The organism is Clostridium tagluense (genome assembly GCF_003865095.1).
GTDB classification, from domain to species: Bacteria; Bacillota; Clostridia; order Clostridiales; family Clostridiaceae; genus Clostridium_AD; species Clostridium_AD tagluense.
This window is the reverse complement of sequence record NZ_BHYK01000005.1, coordinates 232,491-252,758: the sequence shown is the minus strand read 5'-3', so window position 1 is coordinate 252,758 and position 20,268 is coordinate 232,491. Positions and strand designations below refer to the sequence as shown.

General features: G+C 30.0%; 17 protein-coding genes and 1 pseudogene. 3 read left to right on the top strand and 15 right to left on the bottom strand.

Annotated features, from left to right (window positions below):
* Window positions 1–191: 191 nt before the first annotated feature.
* The 4 genes from Ctaglu_RS06695 to Ctaglu_RS06680 all read right to left on the bottom strand — a co-directional run bounded on the left by Ctaglu_RS06695 (window position 192) and on the right by Ctaglu_RS06680 (window position 3,528).
* Complete coding sequence (locus Ctaglu_RS06695; RefSeq protein WP_124999331.1) at window positions 192–533, bottom strand: zinc ribbon domain-containing protein YjdM; 342 nt, start codon at window positions 531–533, stop codon at window positions 192–194.
* A 494-nt stretch (window positions 534–1,027) separates the two neighbouring features.
* Window positions 1,028–1,306 (bottom strand): hypothetical protein, encoded by a 279-nt coding sequence (locus Ctaglu_RS06690; RefSeq protein ID WP_124999329.1) that lies wholly within the window; start codon window positions 1,304–1,306, stop codon window positions 1,028–1,030.
* 62 nt (window positions 1,307–1,368) lie between these two features.
* On the bottom strand, window positions 1,369–2,463 hold the full coding sequence (locus Ctaglu_RS06685) for a tetratricopeptide repeat protein (protein WP_124999327.1): 1,095 nt from the start codon (window positions 2,461–2,463) through the stop codon (window positions 1,369–1,371).
* A 171-nt stretch (window positions 2,464–2,634) separates the two neighbouring features.
* A complete protein-coding gene (locus Ctaglu_RS06680; RefSeq protein WP_124999354.1) occupies window positions 2,635–3,528 on the bottom strand; it encodes an MYG1 family protein in 894 nt (297 codons plus the stop codon).
* A gap of 544 nt (window positions 3,529–4,072) precedes the next feature.
* Here Ctaglu_RS06680 and Ctaglu_RS06670 point away from each other — a divergent pair.
* Window positions 4,073–6,892 carry a bifunctional diguanylate cyclase/phosphodiesterase gene (locus tag Ctaglu_RS06670; protein WP_124999323.1) on the top strand — a complete coding sequence of 940 codons (2,820 nt, stop codon included), beginning with the start codon at window positions 4,073–4,075 and terminating at the stop codon, window positions 6,890–6,892.
* Between the two features lie 80 nt (window positions 6,893–6,972).
* On the opposite strand, the gene yaaA is transcribed toward Ctaglu_RS06670, so the two are convergent.
* The 9 genes and pseudogenes from yaaA to hcp all read right to left on the bottom strand — a co-directional run bounded on the left by yaaA (window position 6,973) and on the right by hcp (window position 16,406).
* Window positions 6,973–7,737, bottom strand: a complete 765-nt coding sequence (gene yaaA / locus Ctaglu_RS06665) for a peroxide stress protein YaaA (protein ID WP_124999321.1) — start codon at window positions 7,735–7,737, stop codon at window positions 6,973–6,975.
* A 101-nt stretch (window positions 7,738–7,838) separates the two neighbouring features.
* A complete protein-coding gene (locus Ctaglu_RS06660; protein WP_124999319.1) occupies window positions 7,839–8,684 on the bottom strand; it encodes a MurR/RpiR family transcriptional regulator in 846 nt (281 codons plus the stop codon).
* Between the two features lie 32 nt (window positions 8,685–8,716).
* Window positions 8,717–9,796, bottom strand: a complete 1,080-nt coding sequence (locus Ctaglu_RS06655; RefSeq protein WP_124999317.1) for a DUF871 domain-containing protein — start codon at window positions 9,794–9,796, stop codon at window positions 8,717–8,719.
* Between the two features lie 98 nt (window positions 9,797–9,894).
* Window positions 9,895–11,256 carry a PTS transporter subunit EIIC gene (locus Ctaglu_RS06650; RefSeq protein ID WP_124999315.1) on the bottom strand — a complete coding sequence of 454 codons (1,362 nt, stop codon included), beginning with the start codon at window positions 11,254–11,256 and terminating at the stop codon, window positions 9,895–9,897.
* Between the two features lie 16 nt (window positions 11,257–11,272).
* Window positions 11,273–12,178 (bottom strand): N-acetylmuramic acid 6-phosphate etherase, encoded by a 906-nt coding sequence (gene murQ, locus Ctaglu_RS06645; RefSeq protein WP_124999313.1) that lies wholly within the window; start codon window positions 12,176–12,178, stop codon window positions 11,273–11,275.
* A gap of 510 nt (window positions 12,179–12,688) precedes the next feature.
* A pseudogene (locus Ctaglu_RS06640) lies at window positions 12,689–13,042 on the bottom strand (flavodoxin domain-containing protein); the annotation flags it as partial.
* Between the two features lie 62 nt (window positions 13,043–13,104).
* Window positions 13,105–13,323 (bottom strand): YuzB family protein, encoded by a 219-nt coding sequence (locus tag Ctaglu_RS06635; RefSeq protein WP_124999311.1) that lies wholly within the window; start codon window positions 13,321–13,323, stop codon window positions 13,105–13,107.
* 16 nt (window positions 13,324–13,339) lie between these two features.
* Window positions 13,340–14,548, bottom strand: coding sequence for an NAD(P)/FAD-dependent oxidoreductase (locus Ctaglu_RS06630; RefSeq protein ID WP_124999309.1), 1,209 nt, complete (start codon window positions 14,546–14,548; stop codon window positions 13,340–13,342).
* 211 nt (window positions 14,549–14,759) lie between these two features.
* On the bottom strand, window positions 14,760–16,406 hold the full coding sequence (hcp, locus tag Ctaglu_RS06625; protein WP_124999307.1) for a hydroxylamine reductase: 1,647 nt from the start codon (window positions 16,404–16,406) through the stop codon (window positions 14,760–14,762).
* A 180-nt stretch (window positions 16,407–16,586) separates the two neighbouring features.
* Between hcp and Ctaglu_RS06620 the strand changes: the two genes are divergently transcribed.
* Complete coding sequence (locus tag Ctaglu_RS06620) at window positions 16,587–17,342, top strand: DUF438 domain-containing protein (RefSeq protein WP_124999305.1); 756 nt, start codon at window positions 16,587–16,589, stop codon at window positions 17,340–17,342.
* A gap of 203 nt (window positions 17,343–17,545) precedes the next feature.
* On the opposite strand, the gene Ctaglu_RS06615 is transcribed toward Ctaglu_RS06620, so the two are convergent.
* Window positions 17,546–18,736, bottom strand: a complete 1,191-nt coding sequence (locus Ctaglu_RS06615) for a metallophosphoesterase family protein (RefSeq protein WP_124999303.1) — start codon at window positions 18,734–18,736, stop codon at window positions 17,546–17,548.
* A 307-nt stretch (window positions 18,737–19,043) separates the two neighbouring features.
* Here Ctaglu_RS06615 and Ctaglu_RS06610 point away from each other — a divergent pair, with 307 nt between their 5' ends.
* Entirely contained in the window at window positions 19,044–19,484 is a 441-nt protein-coding gene (locus Ctaglu_RS06610) for a hypothetical protein (RefSeq protein ID WP_124999302.1), read from the top strand.
* Window positions 19,485–19,584: 100 nt separating this feature from the next.
* Here Ctaglu_RS06610 and Ctaglu_RS06605 read toward each other — a convergent pair whose 3' ends face one another.
* Window positions 19,585–20,253 (bottom strand): YczE/YyaS/YitT family protein, encoded by a 669-nt coding sequence (locus Ctaglu_RS06605; protein WP_124999300.1) that lies wholly within the window; start codon window positions 20,251–20,253, stop codon window positions 19,585–19,587.
* Window positions 20,254–20,268: the final 15 nt, after the last annotated feature.

Here is a 20,268-nt window from a genome sequence, read left to right as displayed (position 1 = left end):
CCTAAGACTTCCTTCAGTTCACACCTCACGGTGGATACCTTGTCTTCAGCTAGTGGTTGGTAACTACAGACCCCCACAGTGGACTTTCACCACCTAGTTAATTGCCATGCCTGGCACACTGAAAAAAGCATCTGCATTGGCAGATACTTTTATATTGTTAAATACCCATAATGGGTGAATTAAAACCACATTTATATCTTTTTAACAAATTCAGATTTTAGTTCCATAGCTCCAAAACCGTCAATTTTGCAATCAATATTATGATCTCCATTGACCAACCGTATATTTTTCACTTTTGTACCTATTTTTATGGCTGATGAACTTCCTTTTACTTTAAGATCTTTGATTATTGTTACAGAATCACCATCTTTTAAGACGTTTCCATTTGCATCTTTGATAATCTTTGTATCTTCACTATTTTCGCTTTCTAATTCTAAATTCCACTCATGACCACATTCTGGGCATACAAAAAGACTTCTATCTTCGTAAGTATATTCTGAATTACATTTTGGACAACTAGGCAAATCTAACATAATTTCATTTCCTCCATTCGTTATTGTTAATTCTATTATATAAGAATTACTTTAAGTTTCTTTTTTAAAGTTTGTGCGAAGAGTCCATTTATTTATATGTGTAATTTTTAGTACTTGTAAAATAACAATTGCTAACTTAAAATTCACAAAAAAAATATAGGAAGATCCTTATATGCTTATATATTATCATAGTCTTCTCATATTGACAAACCTTCCTCTGCTCTCTATATTTTAAACTTTCTGACATATTAATGCTCATTATCTCTTTCTTGTAAATAATAATGTTGCATAGTATACGTCTAAAAGAAATTGTAATCTTCTATTATATATATATATATATATATAATACCACCCTGTCCATTAGCTATTAGCATATACATTTTATATACTTTGTATTAAATATACAATAAACGCCCAACCTAATAATGATGTTATGTTTTCGAACTAAAAAAGCACCAATGACTACTACAGCCACTGATGCTCACTCTAACTAATTAATTTGCTATTTTTTCATTTTTCTTTCCAATTTTCCAATTATTTATATACAGCATAAAATCAATAGATGCCATGGTCATATTTGTAGCATAAAGATATATAACTTTGTCATAATTATAAAATATTTTGTGCAATATTCCGGAGGCATATCCAATTATCACAACAATCAGAAATATCACACTTTTACCTTCTACCGATTTAGATTTATAGGATTTATATATCGAAAAAGGCCACGCTACACCAAAACATAATAACATAATAATCTCAAAAACACTCATCAAAACCCCTCCAACTACCTTTCTTAAATTTAAGTTGTATATCAACACCCATAATTACACTATTATTTATTTGAAGTTAATTCTGATTTCATGCCTACAGCATCATTTCTAAATTCTTCATCAGCCGTAGCTTTTATAATAAAATCTAAGCATTTAATCGCCTGCGTATCATCTTCTAACGCATTATATGCATAAACTTTATAATAATAAATACTACAAATTGATTCTACATCGCTTTTATCTACCAACTGTAACATTCTATCACAAATTTTAACTGCCTTTATAAATTGATCAGTATTCATATACAGACATTGCAAATAATATAATGAATCAGCTTTATCACCTTCCATATTTATGACACCTTCAAAAGCTATAATAGCTCTACTAAACATATTCAAACCTATTAGTGATTCAGCTACTCCAAATAAAGCATCCGCAGTATCATTAATCTTCCTTGCAGTGTTGTAATAGAGAAGTGCATTATAAAAATCTTCCTTATTAATTAATTCCTCTCCTTTGTCTATAAGAGGTTGATATTCCAATGATATGTTTAAAGTCTTTTGAAGCACTTCTTCTGAATAGACTAAATTTATAAATCCTCCCTTGTATGACTGCATAAACTCTAAAATTTTTGGAATAAACATGGTTTTAGCATAACCAGATTCTACATACCATATATTAGGTTTCTCCATACCCCTATCTTTTTCAACAATTATAGATCTAGGTATTTCAAATGCTCTTTCTGATTCAGGTAGCAAAAAACACTCTTTACTCCTGGCTTCCATACTGAAATATAAATCTCTGCCTATTCCCCCATAAGGATAAAATTCTTGTGAGTACTTATATAAAGTGGCATTTTTGTACCAGCCGACAATGACATTTTTCCCTGTTTTCGCCTGTTTTGCAACCCATATTACAAGCACATTATCTACACTATCATCGTTTACTGTTGCTTTTTCAAATCTTTCTAAATGCAGAGAGCCACCTCTATTTGATACGTATCCATAACATTTGCCGTTATAATCTTGAAAATTATATGATTCATAAGCCTCATTATTTCCATCTTTCTCCCCTCCAGAAGTTTTACTGAGTTTATCATCGTCACTTACTCCTATATAATTTTTTGACCATGTAACGTTACAAAATATAATTCTCATTTTAATAATCCCCTTACATCTCAAATTTACTTATATTATAAACTAAAATGGATTACATGTTTTTCTCTATTATACATAAATATATCCTATAAAGTAGACTTTTTTAAATTGTCTACTCTATAGGATGCATTTTAGAGTCACATTAACTTTTTTCTATTGTTTATATAAGTTTTAAATTGATAATTTTGCTATTTTCAAAACACTATCCATGCTTTTAGCTGATGCTATAAACCCAGCTTTGTGACAAAATATAGCATCATCTATTTTAATTATAGAATTTATTTCATCACTTGATTTTCCTCTAATAGATTCTAATATATCTCTTCTTGCTTCAAAAGTATCGGCAGATTTCTTTACTGTCTGAATCTTATACTCTGCATCATTATCACCTGGAGAAATAACGAACAATACCTCATTATTTATATCTATTTTAAGTAACTGTTGCAGCCAAGGGCAACCCTTTTTTAAAACCATTATCTCATTAATATCTCTATTTTGAAAGGCCTCATTTACTATAATCCTTGCTTTTATAACAGAAACTTGCCTGCTTATTATTCTTTTTATAACCTCAGTAGCATATAAAGTAGCTTCTTCAAATGCCTCATCTTTGGATGCGATAGAATCCCATGTAGGATTAAAACTTTGGATAATATCACTTATGGAAGTTACTTTAATTTCTGATTTTATATCTATGCCATTATCTGTAGCATCAATACCTTGCATTAAATTTTTATCAACATAATCGAAAATTGATATTATATCATTTTCATCAAACTCTGGATTAAATTTTTGTATTATTCGAGGCCCAAACTCTCTCCAAACTAACCCACAAGCAGCATAAGGAATATTATTTTCTCTTATTTCTTTATTTAATTGGTGATGATCGAATTCTCCTAAGGATATATCATAAACAAAGTCCAGTTTCCTGAGTATATCTTCATTCCTTGTTCTTGTTACCTTAATATCCCCTAGTAATAGACTAAGTATGGCAGTAGCCATAACATCGTCTGCATGAAATTTACCGCTATGTGTTCCTAAAGTTTTAATATTCTTTTCATTAATCATCATTTACCTCTTTCATATTCATATTCATATTCTAAATATATTCAATATCATTAATTTATTATTATATCACAACATTGGTGTATTTTCCTGAATATCACGCTATATAATTTAAATCTACCAATGTGGCAGTGGCAAGTTCCATAAAGTTTCCCTTATCTGTTGTTGGTTCTTTAGAAATAAATTTCCACGCTCTACAGGACTGCATTACAAAAATTAGAATCATATATGTATCTGATAGAAATAAATATAAAAAGGCTTTTAATAATCCCCCCTTCAAACAGCGTATCCATTTTCGAAAAAAAAACCAGGTGTTTCTCAATAAATTGATGAAATAAAACTGGTTTTTTTTTTAGTTGATGCCATTCTACATTTTTTGTTATATACCCCTATTTTTAGCTCTTTTTATTTTTTTACTTTAAATTTTTATATTAGTTTTTAGCATATATAGAAAGAGGATTTTTATGTTTTTTGTCGAATTACAAATATTACTAATAAATGGATCATATTTGCTATGCTGAGATAAACAACAAGGGGGCCTCTTCTTATGAAATTCACAAACAAAAAAAATATAATTAAATATCTAAATATTGCAATTATTATTTTCATTTTTATTTTTTTATTTTTAGGTATATTTTTTAATATTAAAATGAGAAAAAATCTGGAGAGCAATGTTACTAAAAGTTTAAAAAAAGATTCACAGATAATCGCTAAAGAAATAACTGGTTATTTTATTCGCTATGGTGAGATAGCTAACCAAATGTTAACTAATGAAGATCTTACATACTATATAAAAGAAAATAAACCTAAGTCCACCAAAATGCAAAACCCTAATTACAAAAAAGTGGTGAATACTTTAAAAAGAATTAAAAGTACAGATAAGGATATATTTTGGTCATGGCTTGCTATATATTCTGGCAATGATTTAGTAAACAATGAATATAGCTCAGAAATGCCTAATAATTATACAGTAAAGAATCGTCCGTGGTATACCCAAGTAGTTGAAAACAATGGCAAAACAACCTATACAACCCCTTATAAAGATACTCTTACAGGAGAGTGGGTCATATCTGCCGTAGCACCAGTGCTAGATAAAAATAACATTATTGGATTTGCAGGAATTGACGTAAATATTAAACAAATAAAAACCTATTTGGATTCCTATCCTATTGGAAACAGTGGTAATATTGTTTTAATTTCAAATAACGGTACAATTATTTACGAAAAAGGTCAAGAACTATCCCCTACTACTAATCTTACTAAAGAAAAGGGTATTATAGGAGAAATTGGGAATAAAATGCTCATTGAAAAAACTGGTGTGCAGGAGTTAACTTATAAAAACGAAGAAAAATATTTTGCTTATTCATCAATAGAAATCAATGGTTGGTCTGTTGGTACTATAATTTCTAAAGAAGATACTAAGTCCCAAGTAAATCTATTTAATATGATGAGCATAATAATCTTTGGCGCATCCACTGTCATTTTAATTATTCTTGCTAGTATTATAAAACTAAATAATAATTACAACGAATTAGATGAACTCTATGGAAATTTAAGTGAGAAAGAAAAAGAACTAGAATCTTCTAACCACGAAATATCGGCTACCTATCAACAACTACTGACCTCCGAAGAAGAATTGAGAGCTCAATATGATGAAATACAGAGCTATACAGAAATAATACAAGATTTAAAACAAAAATATGAAATTGCTATCGAGAGCACCAATAGTGCTATATGGGAAATTGATCTAGAAGATGAAATGATGTTTTTTTCTAATGAGATAGAATGTATCTTAGGCATATCCTTTAATTCAAAAGAAAAAATAGATAAAGTTCTAGATCGGATTTTTTCTATAGAAGATAAAGAAAATTTCATGAGGGAATTCACGCAATATAAAAGAGGCGAAATCGAGGAAATTTATACACAAGCACAGGTCCTAGATAAAGAAGGTAATTTCAAGTGGTTATTATTTCATGGGAGAGGTATCAACACTAGTAGTAAAAAATCAAAGCTTATTAATGGTATTCTCTTGGATATCACAAAATTAAAAGAGCAGGAGAAACATATAAAATACCTTGCATATAATGATATTTTAACAGGCTTACCTAATCGAAGAAGTTTCATGGAACGGATTGCAGTTGAACTTACTAAACATAAATTTGGTGCTGTTATGATGCTTGATATTGATAATTTTAAGGGGATTAATGATACCTTAGGCCACACCGCCGGTGATATCTTATTGAAAAAGGTTACGAAAGAACTTATAAAGTTGAAAGATGAAAATTTATTTATATCCCGATTTGGTGGGGATGAATTCATTATTTTAGTATCAGGGGAAAATGATATTTTAAAAATTGAAAAGTATGCTAAAAAAATAGTGAATATATTTAAACACAATTTTGTAATTGATAACGATAAAGTATATGTAAGTTGCAGTATTGGAATTACGCTATACCCTACCCACAGCAATACTGTTAATCAACTTATAATGAATGCAGATATGGCTATGTACAAAGTAAAGGAATCCGGAAAAAACAATTATACATTCTTTAACGAAGAAATGACTAATAAATTAAAAGAAAAGACAAGAATACAAAATATTTTAAGAGACAGCTTAAAAAAGGATGGTTTCAAACTGGTTTATCAACCCCAAGTGGACACTTATACTGGCAAAATAGTAGGCTTCGAAGCTCTTTTAAGACTAAAAAAACACTCTTTATCACCAGCTATTTTCATACCACTAGCAGAGGAAATGGGTATTATTCCAGAAATAGGGAGATGGGTAACAAAGCAAGCAATACAACAAATAGCAATATGGAAAAAGAAGGGCTTTGATGTGAAACCCGTGGCTATTAATTTTTCTGCAATACAATTGAACGATAAAAATTACTTATTGTTTTTACAAAATGTATTAAAAGAAAACATGGTAGAACCTAGCTATATTGATATAGAAATTACAGAAAGTATATTTTTAGAAAAAAAAGAAGAAACCATAGAATTTCTTAATCAGCTAAGGGCTCTAGGTATAAAAATTTCCTTAGATGATTTTGGTACTGGATATTCATCTCTAAGCTATTTAACATTTTTACCAGTTGATAAGATAAAATTAGATAAATCTTTAAGTGATAAATTTTTACAGAAAGATAATATTGCGGTTATGGATAGCATTGTTTCTCTCGCTCACAGTTTGAATTTAGAAGTAGTAGCAGAAGGAGTAGAGTATATAGAACAATATAAACCACTCAAGGCAGCAGGATGTAACTATATTCAAGGATTTTTATTTAGTAAGCCCTTAGAAGTAGATGAGGCTGAGAAAATGTATTATCATAATTTTTTAGAAAAATATGCTGAATCTGAAGAACTATAAAATTTGAATGTTGGTAATTAAATTTTTCATGGGGTTTAGTTATAAGGTATTTTTCAATGAGGAGGGACTGAGTTTACTTTTTATCTAGTAAATACAAATTCTGTATCAGAAGATAAATGTTCATTATAACTATATCCCTCTTCATTGAATTCTTTAAGGTCACTTGGCAAAATAATATTATTCGCAATTATAAATCGGCTCATAAGTCCTCTTGCCCTCTTTGTGTAAATAGTTATGACCTTGTGAGTTCCATTTTTATAATCCTTAAATACTGGTGTTATAACTTTTATATTTATTTTACTAAGATCTATTACGCTGGAATATTCCTTTGATGCTAAATCTATTAGTATGTTATCGTTTTGCCCTTCTAATTCTTTTTTAAGATAGGTAGTAAGCTTATTTTTCCAAAAACTATATAAATTATCACCTCGTCTATTTTTAAGCTTAGTTCCCATCTCTAACCTATAAGGTTGAATTAAGTCTAATGGTCTTAGTGCTCCATATAAACCTGAAAGTATTCTTAAATGGTCATTGGCAAAAGATAACTGCTGCTGACTTAACTCGCCTGCGCTTATTCCTTGGTATACTGCACCATCATATGCTAATAAAGCTTGTTTACCATTTGATAAGTCATGTTCCTCTTTCCACATAATATGCCTCATAAAATTCTGCTGCGCAAGTTTACTGTTTACTTTCATTAACCTTTCCATTTCTGGTGGAGAATACTTTACAAGTTCTTTAATTAAATAGCTTGCTTCCCTTATAAATAAAGGTTCTGTATATAAATTAGTATTAAGCACTTTTTCCATTTTCAATGTTTTAGCTGGCGATAAAATGATAATCATTCGCAACTCACCTCATCATGATTATATCATAATATATTTTAAATTCTAAAGAAAATTCTTATTTTAGTTAAGGGAGAAACTATTAAGACCATTTGCTACCCCTATTTATAAAGTTCTTTAACTGCTTTTCTTGTTTCAATTAATTTTCCTTCTACTTCTTTTATATTATTTCTAGCCATTCCTATAAATAACATGTCTATTATTGCTAGCTGCGATATTCTCGAGCTAATTGCACCTTCCCTTAAAGATTTTTCTACTGCTGGCACACGTAATACCACATCTGAGATATCAGCTAGCTTATTATTTACACTAGCCTTTGTTATTGCTATTACTGGAATTTTCCTTTTTTTTGCGTTTTCTACACATCTAATAACTTCCCTTGTTTCACCTGAATAGGATATTGCTATTGCTAAATCACCTGGTTCCATTAAAATAGATGAGGTTATTTGCAAATGGGTATCTGTATGTGATATACATCTCTTATTTATTCTGCTTAATTTATAATAAAAATCTTGGCCTACTAAAGCTGATACTCCTACACTAAAAATATATATATTTTTAGCATTTATAAGTAACTCTATTGCATTATCTAGTTCTTCTTCCTTTAATATGCTAACAGTCTGTTCCATAATAGAATCTATTGAATTTTTTATTGCATGAATTATATTTTTTGTTCCTAAATCTTTGTCTAAATATTGAAACTCTATAGCTTGATCCATTTTATCTAAACTAATAGATAAGGTAAGCTTCATTTCATTTAAGCTATTAAAACCTATTTTTTTAGCAAACCTAACAACTGTTGGAGCCGATGTTTTAGTAGCATCAGCTATATCCTTAGCTGACATTGATATAATACTTTCCTTAGTTTCTAATAAGTAATCTGCTATTAATTTTTCACTATCTGTAAAACTATCATAATTTTGCTTTATATATTGTAATACATTCATAATTCCACATCCTATTACATTTAATTTTAGCTCTAGTTATTGACTATCTTAAAGTAAAATTTTTTACCACCAGTTATATATTTCAATAGATAAATATGCTTTTGTAAGACTGAAGCTACAACATTTGTCCTATAATCACTCTTTTGACTCCCTTTTAATATTTGTAATTCTCCCATGTATCTCATATACTTCTCATTATCTATTATAATGTCTCCATAATTTTTATCAACTGTATTTAATGCCTTTATTTTCTCACCATTAAGAAGTAATCTACTTTCACTAGCTCTTATGGCATCTCTAGCTTCATCTTCTCTTTGGGTGTAAGTTTCAGTAAGTAATCGTAATGTTACATTATCACATTCTTTTAATTCTATAAAAAGCTCTACTGCATCTGGATTTAATCTAGATAAATCCTCTAGTTCTTTTTTACCAGGAAGTGAATCTCCTATAAATATAGATTTATTTCCCAGGGCAAACAAATGATTTGCAGCTTCGCGTACCTCTATACCTCTATGAGCTTCTAAACTAGGCAATCCATCATATAATGGACCTCTTTTTCTATTATTTGATCCTACAAAAGCAGAAGCTTTAATTCCTCTTTTGCTTAAAATAGTATTTTTCTCTTTCATACACTCTTCTGAAATACCTGTACCTACTCTAGGATAAAAATTATGTAGCGCATCCATATTTTTATAGTTAGGCGAATATCTATCTAGATTTTCAAAAAACTCTTTAGTTATTGTTGATGCATTTAGTTGAACTTTAATTCCATAAGGATTTTTACTCATTTTAGATATTTTTTCTGCTGTATATCCAAAATCTATTCTTATAGTCTTAACCCCTATATCACATAATCCCTTCAAATCCATATCATTTAAGTCTAAAAACTTAAATGTGTTAGGAGAAATATCACTTATTATATCCATATTATATTTTTTAGCTAAGTTAAAAAATTCACGTGCTTCAGTCTTTAATATGCTATAATTTGCCTCTGGTATATGAAGTGAGGTGAATATTCTGGTAAAACCTAGTTCATGAGCATCCTTTAGTAACTTTATATTTTCCTGCTTTGTATTGTCTAATCCAAAATAAATTGAAATACCATAACTCATAAAAATCTCCCCTTTAATCATCTCTTGCAGAGCTGCATTAATTAATTTTGTTTATTAAAAAGACCCTTGCGGGTCTTTTTTTAAACTCTCTCGACTTTCTAATCCACTGGATCTTCAAATCCTAATATGCTAGTAAAGAAATATCCACCCATATATGATACCAATACTCCTATTAAGAACACTCCCATTTTCCCATTTGCAATTAATAATGCGAGTGGTAATCCTGATACGCCAATTGCAACGGCTCCTACCTTAAATAATGCCATCACCGCTCCACCTAATGCTGCTCCAAGACAAGCTCCAACAAATGGCTTTCCAAGTGGTAATGTTACTCCATATATTAATGGTTCTCCTATTCCTAAAAATCCTGGTACTAATCCATTTTTAGCTACTTTCTTTAATCGCACGTTTTTTGTTTTTCGGAGTACTGCTATAGTAGCTCCTACTTGTGCCATTCCAGCTGTTGCGAGTATCGGAAGTAATACTGTAAATCCAACATTAGCTATTAAATCTGCATGTATTGGAGTTAACGCTTGGTGCATCCCAGTCATAACCAGTGGTAAAAATAGCCCTCCCGATATTGCTCCTGATATAACTGATATTATTATATGATCTGATGCTATTGTTTGTCCTACTATTAAACCTATACTATCTGAAATAAATCCACCTATTGGTTGAAGTATAAATAATGCTACTAAAACTGAAATTGTAAGTGTAACGAGTGGTGTAACGAATAAATCTAATACATCTGGTACAAATTTTCTACAAGCCTTTTCAATATAGCAAGATAAAAGTACTACGAGTATTACTGAAATAATTCCCCCACGTCCTGGTGTTAATGCTTTTCCAAAAAGAGTTATCTTTGCAAGTGCTGCTGATGAAAGAATTCCACCTAATACTCCACCCATCATTGGCATTTGTGAACCGAATTCCTTAGCTGCATTTACACCAACTAAAATTGATAGAATAGAGAATACACCATTACCTATAAGTCCTATTATTTGAGCTGCTGTTGTGGTTTTATATGCATCTCCAAAGTATACTCCTGCTATATTATTTACTGCCAGGACTAATCCGCAAGCTACAAATAATGGTATTAATGGAATAAATATATTTCCTAATTTTTTAAGTATATTTTTAAACTTAGTATTATTTTTTTGTTTTAATTTAGTTTTAGTTTCTGCTACTGCATCTTCCCCTATAAGTATATTTTTTCCAAGTATTTTACTTACTTCTTCAGTTATCTTATTTACCTTTCCTGGTCCATAAATAACTTGTAGCTGTCCCGCGTCTTCAACTACCCCAAGAGCTCCTTCAGATTTTTTTATTTCTTCTGTTTTTGCCTTTGAAAAATCTTTAAGTTGAAGTCTGCAACGCGTCATACAATTTGCAACAGACTTTATATTATCTTTCCCTCCAAGGAGCTCCACTAAATTTTTAGCAATATCTCTATTTATCATACTATTTTCCCCCTCTTTAAATATTTTCTAGTGCCTTTGCTATATACCCATTATTTTGATCCAATATAATCCTTGCTTCATCTTTATTAAGCTTTGATAATATTATGAATATTGCTAGCTTAACATCAAAATCTGTTTTATTTAATACTTCAGTTGCATCTTCAATACCGATACCTGTTGCGGCGCAAACTATTAACTTAGCTCTCTCAATTAATTTTTCATTTGTTGATTTTACATCTACCATGAGATTGCCATATACTTTACCTAGCTTTATCATAGCTCCTGTTGATAACATATTTAATACTAGTTTTTGAGCTGTTCCCGATTTGAGTCTTGTGGATCCTGTTACAACTTCTGCTCCAACTACTGGTGCTATTGATATTTTTGCGGTCTTTGAAACTTGTGAATTAGCATTACAAGTAATTGAAATGGTTAATGCTCCTACTTCATTTGCATACTTGAGTCCCCCTATAACATATGGCGTTCTACCTGATGCTGCAATTCCCACTATTGTATCATTTTCTGTTATATTTTTATTTTTCAAATCTTTTACTGCGAGTTCCATAGAATCCTCAGCGCCTTCCTTCGCTCTAAATATAGCTTCTTTACCTCCTGCCATAATCCCTTGTACCATTTCTTCTGAAATTCCAAATGTAGGTGGACATTCTGAGGCATCCAAAATTCCAAGTCTTCCTGAAGTACCTGCACCTAGATAAATTAATCGCCCTCCTTTATACATTCTCTCAACTATACAGTCTATGGCTTCTGCTATTTTAGGAAGTTCCTTTTCCACAGCTTCTGCTACCTTTTTATCTTCATTATTAATTTTTTTTACCATCTCTAATGTTGAAATCCTATCTATGTCCATGGTATTTTCATTTCTACCTTCTGTTGTTAATTTTTTCAAATTTAATCTATCCATATTTTCTCCTTTATTGTTAAGTATTTTTCTTTTGAGTACGTTTTCATTTTATGACCTTATATTAACATATTTGAAATTACGTTTCAAGTATTTTAAAAAATAATTTTATTTTATTTCATCTATTGTATGTTAATTAACTTGAATTTATAAGAAGAATAAACAAAATGGAAAATTTAATTCAATGCATTTTTTTCTTTTTATTAGATTGATGATAAGCTCCTATTCAATAGATATTTTTATCATCCTCTATCTTAAAAACATTCAGACAACTTCCCTTACTTTCTAAATGAAGAAAGCCAAGAATATCTAACCACTTTATGATTAAAAATCCTTGACTTTCAATATGATTTTCTTTTTGACAGCACAAGTTTGCAGTTTATTATATGTTTTATCTATAATTGCATCAACAAGGTATTGTTCTTATACATGTATATAGTTAATAGAAAATATTTACTAAACAACATATTTATCCATAAAAACATCTCCTTTGAATTTACTTAATATTATAAGCTACTTTATAGTCTCTCCCATAATTTTTCCTATACTCTTACCAAAATCTTTACACCTGTCTAACGCTACTTCATCAGGGTTCCACATTTCTTTTATACCGCCATTTATTATCTCAAATCCTGCTTTTTTTAATTCTTCTGTTATTATCTCAACTGACTCTCCGCTCCATCCGTAACTCCCAAATGCCGCTGCTTTTTTGCCCTTAAAACTAAGCCCCTTTATCATTTCTAGTATAGCTGCTGTAGACGACAAAACTCCTTTATTAATTGTTGAAGAACCAACAAGTACCATCCTTGATTTAAATACTTCTGTTACAATATCGTTTTTATCATTTTTGGAAGAATTAAATATTTTGTATGTTTTTTAATAAGCTATTGTTCCTAAAATAAACATTGAAATGTAGTTTTATTTGTTACTTACATCATGCTTTTTATCTTCTCATATAATTCATCTGCAGTACCTGCCTGTATCAGTTCATCATCTACTAAAGCATAAGGTCCTACTGCGCAATCTCCACAATAACCTAGGCAGTCCTCAGCTAATATATCCACACTTGGATAGTTCTCCTTTAATTTTTTCATAGTTTCATCTGTTCCAAAAGTAAAATTATTCTCACAAAATTTAATTTCTGTCATATTTATACCTCCCTCATTATTTATTGTTTTTTAATTTATCCAATAACTCATCAACAGATAGATTAACATCACCTATCCTTATTCCTTTTTCTATAGCCAATTTAAGAAGTGGCGATCGCTTCATATCTCCTATAAAAATTGCACCTATTACCTTATTATTTTTTATAAATATTTTTCTATAAATTTTTAAATTATCATCTTCATCTATTAGTACCTTTGTAGACTCTGATTCATCAACGCACCCCATGGAAAATAATGAAGTTCCAAAAGCATTTAATGTTGTTACTGGAGTTATCTTTTCATACACAGTCTCCTTACCGGCAATATTGTACCCTGCAACCTTCCCTTGTGCTATAGCAATATTCCATAGTCCAATAACTTTATTATCGAACTGTGCAATATCACCTGCTGCATAAATGTTTTTTATATTGGTTTCCATTTTATTGTTTACTACTATTCCTCTTGCGGTTTCAACTTTAGTATTCGAAATTAGTTCCTTATTAGCCTTGATTCCCGTGGAGTAAATAACCATATCACACTTTAATTTCACTTCTTTGTCTATAAGAATGCTTGCTACTTTAGTATCTCCTGTTATTTTAACTACACCAGTATTCGTTAATATTTCTATCCCATAACCCTGTATTATATCCTTTAATATTTCTGATGCTTTATTATCTAATTGATAAGGCATAAGCCTTGATTGCAATTCAATAATTGTAGCCTTTTTGCCATGTTGATGTACTATCCAAGCCATTTCTAATCCCTGTATTCCTCCCCCAATAATTATGACTTGTGCACTCTCATTGAGGCTGTTTTTAATATTTAGAGCATCCTTAAGGCTTCTTAATGTGTAGACACCATCCTTACCTATTCCATCAATGGGGGGTATACTATTACTGGATCCAGTTGCTATTAGTAATTTATCATACTTCACTTTACTACCATCACATAAGATTAATTCAAAGCTATCTGTATTTATATTTACTACCTTTGTATTAATAAATATTTTTACTTTATTTTGTTCATACCATTCTTTTTTTTGGAGAAGTATGCTATTTTCCTCGAGATTATTAAATAGCCCCTTAGACAATTTTACTCGGTTATATGGATAAATTTTTTCCTGTCCCATCAAATATATCTCTGAGTCTAAATCTATTTCTCTAATTGCCTTAATTGCCGTTACTGATGTAATTCCAGTCCCTAGGATTACAATTCTTTTAGTCATTTACATCACCCATTTCATTCTAATATTTGTTTTTATTATTCCCTTTTTTATCACTAACACCATATTATTTTCATTATACATATTTATTTGTCATTAGAATATTATCAAAGTCAAAAAAAGTTGAAAACGTAAAATAAGCTGCTGCTAAATGTATTCAAATTGCATTTAGCCGCAACCCTATCTTAAACTATAATTATAAAATTGATGTTTTTTATCCTAATATTTGTTTTAAATCATCTTCCGGTGTGCTTATTGGTTTAATGTCAAAAGTATCAACTAAAAATTGTAATACATTAGGACTTAAGAAAGCTGGAAGCGTTGGTCCTAGATAAATTCCTTTTACTCCAAGTGACAATAATGCCAATAAATCAGCAACCGCTTTTTGCTCATACCAACTTATAATCATTGCTAGTGGTAAGTCATTAATTCCGCATTTAAATGCATCAGCTAGGGCTAGAGCTATTCTAACAGCAGAATATGCATCGTTACATTGACCTATATCGAGTAATCTTGGAAGTCCTGCTACGGTACCAAACTCCAACTTATTAAAACGATATTTTCCACAAGCCAAAGTAAGAATAATACAATCTTTAGGCACCAGCTGTGCAAATTCAGTGTAATAATTTCTTCCTGGTCTTGCGCCGTCACATCCTCCAATTAAGAAGAAGTGTCTAATCTTCCCTTCTTTAACTGCATTAACTATTGTTTCAGCATGACTTAAAGTTGCTTTATGACCAAATCCTACTAAAATCTCTTTAACTTCTTCATCTTTTTCAAAGCCACCGAGTTCTAGAGCTTTATTAATTATTTCAGAGAAGTCCTTATGACCATTCTCATCATTAGATATATGTTTTATGCCATCCCACCCAACTACACTTGTAGAGAAAATTCTATCTTTATAAGAATCTCTCGGTTTCATTAAGCAGTTTGTTGTCATTAAAATACAACCCGGTATGCCATCAAATTGTTTTTGTTGATCTTGCCATGCCCCACCAAAATTACCTACTAAATGAGGGTATTTATTTAACTTGGGATATCCATGGCAAGGCAACATTTCACCATGAGTATAAATATTTATTCCCTTTCCTTCTGTTTGCTCAAGTAACATTTCAAGATCCCTTAAATCATGACCAGAAACTACGATGAATGGCCCTTTTTTAATGTTCACATTAACCTTTGTAGGTGTTGGAGAATCATATTTCTCATTATTGGCTTTATCTAATACCTCCATGACCTTAACACTCATATCTCCAGTTTTAACTAAATACTTGATAAGATCTTTAAGATTTAAACTATCATCAGTCATTACAGCTAAAGCTATAAAATAAAAATCATCGACTTCATCGCTATTATATTTAATAAATCTAGCTTGGTGTGCATAAGCTGCAATTCCTTTTAATCCATATTTTATAGTTTCTCGAACTGATCGAATATCTGCATCTAAATCTTCATCAAACATAACGCCTGCTTTTTTAGCATCTTCAAGTATCTGTTCTTTAGTATCACTTAAATTATATAAAGCTTCCTGAGCAGTTACTTCTTCCCCTGCTACTTTTTTCCTGGCATCTTCTTTTATTACTTGAGATCTTTTAAGCATATCCATATGAGATTCAGGATCAAAATTTACATTAGTTAATGTCATAAAGAGCGAATTTTCAATAAATGAAACCCATGACTTATCAATTTTTTCACCTTTAGCTAAAAGTTTAGTAGCATAACAGCTTATTCCTTTTAGCTGATAAATGAGCAAATCCTGCATTGCTGCAATTTCTGGCGTCTTTCCACAGACTCCTACTTTAGTACAACCTTTCCCACCGAAAGTTTGTTCACATTGAAAACAAAACATTTTTCCTTGCATATGTAATCCTCCTAATTTTTTAAAATAATCTATATATTAGTCTTTACTTTCTTGGCGTAAGTATACGGCACAATTTTTTTATATTTTGATTTAAATCATATTTTTATTAATCAAATTTAAGTAGAATTATGACATGGGAATAAGAAATCTAAAAAATAGAGTTATAGAGGAGATTTTAAAATGGATAATAAAAAGATAGAAAAACTAACTCAAGTTTTGCAAAAATTAAATGAAGAGGGTATAACTGAATCTCTAAGAAAAGAAGCTTTAGACATTGTTTCAAATATAAGTCCTATTGAACTTTCAATTGCAGAACAAAATTTAATAGAAAAAGGAATGAAGCCTCAAGATTTAAGACATCTTTGTGATATACATATGGAAGTTTTAAAAGACGAACTTGATAAAATCAAAACGAAAATTGAACCAGGTCATGTTGTTTATACCCTTATTGCTGAGCATGATAAAATTCTCGAATTTTTGACACAACTTGAAGAAATTAATACTGAAATTCAAAAGATTGAAAGCTATGATAACAGTTTAGAAGAAATAGAGAAATTAAAGACTGTTATATTTAATATATTAGATGCAGAAAATCACCACCAAAGAGAAGAAAAAGTGCTCTTTACTGAGATGGAAAACAGAGAGATTACTGGTCCAACTAGAATTATGAGAATGGAACATGGGGATTTAAAAGCAAAAAAAGAATTTTTGAAAATGACAACAGAAGGGGCCTTCCAATTAAACTTCAATGAATTCAAATCAAAAGTGGATGAGACAGCAAAATATATTATATTTAATATGAGAGATCACATATTTAAAGAAAACTATATTCTATACCCTACAGCAATAGAATCTATACAAGGAAAAGAAGTATGGAATGATATGAAAAGAAGATGCGATGAGATAGGCTATTGTGGATTTACACCTAAAGTATAATTCAATATATCTATTCTTTAATACTACAAAAAAATAACACCGTTATCAATCCGGTGTTATTTGCAAATATCTAAATTATAGGAGGAGCCTATTATTTAATGTAAGTCGAAATTGATCCCTTAATACACCTTTTACGAATATTGGTACTTAGGACATATGGAGGACAATCATTGAGCAACCACAAACTATAATCCCAACAAGCGTTATACATTCACAGGTACACTTAGTAAATCTCTTTTATTGTGTAATTTCAATATTTTAGGTGATACATCGCAATAAGCAGTATGCATATTAGTATTTTCATTGTTTTTATTTAAAATTTTACCACTAGAAAATATAGTGTATAATCTTCCATTAAAAAATTGAGTGACTCCATTTTCTACAGCTTCGTGTCCACGGACTAATAAATCCACGCCAAGAATATTTATAAATTGATTAAAATGTTCTTGGTTAAAGTTAAATCTTGCTTTTAGCAAAGATTTTTCATTAATTATATCTTTTGGGTCACTCCATAACATATTATGAAATATAGTTTTATTTAGTTCATCAAGAATTGTTTCATCAGCCAGCTGAGAAAGTGATTTAATATAGGAAAAATAATTGGATTCATTATTAGTGGTTTTAGGCCTTGGAATTCCTCCGTGAACAGCAAGTATATTAATATCTTTAAAACCCAATAGAGCTATATTGCATAAACTATTAAAGAATTTCACATAATTATGTACAGTTTCAATACTAAAGCTTTGATTATATTTTGTTAAATTAAAAACATGATATAAAAAATAACCTGCTTCACCCAGACTTTCCTGCTTCTTAACACATAAGACCACTTTATTATCAATATAACCGCCATCATGATTCCCTTTTAGAAGGTAGCAATTATTCGGAAATAAATATTTCAAGAGCAATACAAGTTCTATAGTTTCAAGATGTGATTTACCTCTATCCACATAATCACCTAAAAATATTAAACGGATATTTTTAAATTTAGTCATTGTATTAAAAAAATTACAGGAATTAAGTATGGCTCTAAGGCTTGTTACATCTGAATGAATATCACCAATAAAATAGTATTCATATGTTTCATCATTAAAAGAATAAATATTAAAAGCTCGTTTGCCATCTATTAATTGATTTTTTATGCACTTAAAGCTTAAACTATTTTTATAAATTTCTGCATTATGTAAATCCTCTTCTTGCTTATGTATACTACAAACTTCTTTTATAAGAAAGTTATGCAGAAGACTTATATTATTTAAATTATCTTCATTGATATTTAAAATACCTTTCCATAAACTATTGCTAATTTCATACAACCTTTTTTCTAAATTAACATATGATAATATTTTATTATTTTTAATGTCATTTTTAAGTTTTCTAACTTCATTAACCATTGCTTATCATCTCCATATTCGATATATGTTAAAGTGACTACCCAGCTTTCCCAAACTCATTAATAGCTTATTTTACGTAATTCGATATTGGTATATTATTATCCTTCAATATTTGTAGATTACTGTAAATACCTTGAGATATTCTAATTGTTGCTTTCTGAGTTGTTTTTTTAACTTCAGTAGCCGAATTTCATACCTCTGGCTGGTAAAAATATGCTATAATTTCAATAAAGTTAGTGTATTATCATAAAACATAATGGGGACTAATTGAAAATTAAATTATTTTATATTGAAAGTGGTGATCCATATGTCCATTAATATTAGAAGAGATTTTCATAATTTAGTAAAAAAATCAGAATATGGCAGTTATAAGAAAATAGTAGATCAAATAAATTGTCTTAAATTTGATTCATTGGATAACATCGGATTTCTAAATAAATCACATGAGCTCAAGGGTAAGATTTTAGATGATACATCTATAGATGTCATAATTATAGAAGCCTTTGCGCTTGCAAAAGAGGCGATTAAAAGAGTATTATGCCTCACTCCTTACGACGAGCAACTGATTGCTGGCATAGCTATGCATAAGGGGAAATTAATAGAGATGCAGACCGGTGAAGGGAAAACTTTAGCCGCTGTGTTCCCTGCATTCTTAAATGCGCTTTCAGGTCGTGGATGCCACATACTGACTTTTAATGATTATTTAGCGCGCAGGTATGCAACTTGGATTTACAATAACATTTTCTAGCAAAATAAATTGAAAGGTAGCAAATATTTTTTGTTGATATACTCTAAAAGCTAACGTTGTTCCAAAAATTCAGCTTTTGGTACACCGTTAGCTTTTAAATTTAAGCTCCTAAGGATATATTTTCTTCAGTTTCATCCTCAGCTTGATTTTTAACAATAGCATTTACCAACTTTTCTCCATATGGAAGGCAAAATTGTATGAATGGACCTGTTAATAATGCAGATATTATTGTACCTATACCAAATATTCCGCCTAGCGCAAAGCCTATTATTAAAAAGCTAACATCTAATGCCATACGAATCCAACGATATTCTAAATTAGTTTTATCTTTTATTATAAATGAAATAATATCATTTGGTGCAACACCTAGATTACTTGCTGAAAGTATAGAAAAACCGATTGCAATTAGAACACAACCGAATACAACTAAAAGTATTTTTATACCAATATTTAAAGATTCAATTGGAATAAATGAAACGGCCTTTACTCCAAGGTCAATAATGGGTCCTACTCCAATCACGCATATAATTGTTCCTATCTTTATACGAGTTCTTTCAACTAAAAGTATTATGCAAAACAATACAAATAAAATAATCATATTAGCATTTCCAGGTGTTTTCTTTAATAAAAATGCTAATCCTTGAGTAAATAAAGTAAATGGATCGGAACCAATATTAGTTTTTAAAAACAAAGCTACTCCAATCTGTATTATACTCATTCCTACAAAAAATAGAATTAGTCTTTTAATTAGATTTAGTTTTTTAGTCATATTTTCCATCCTTTT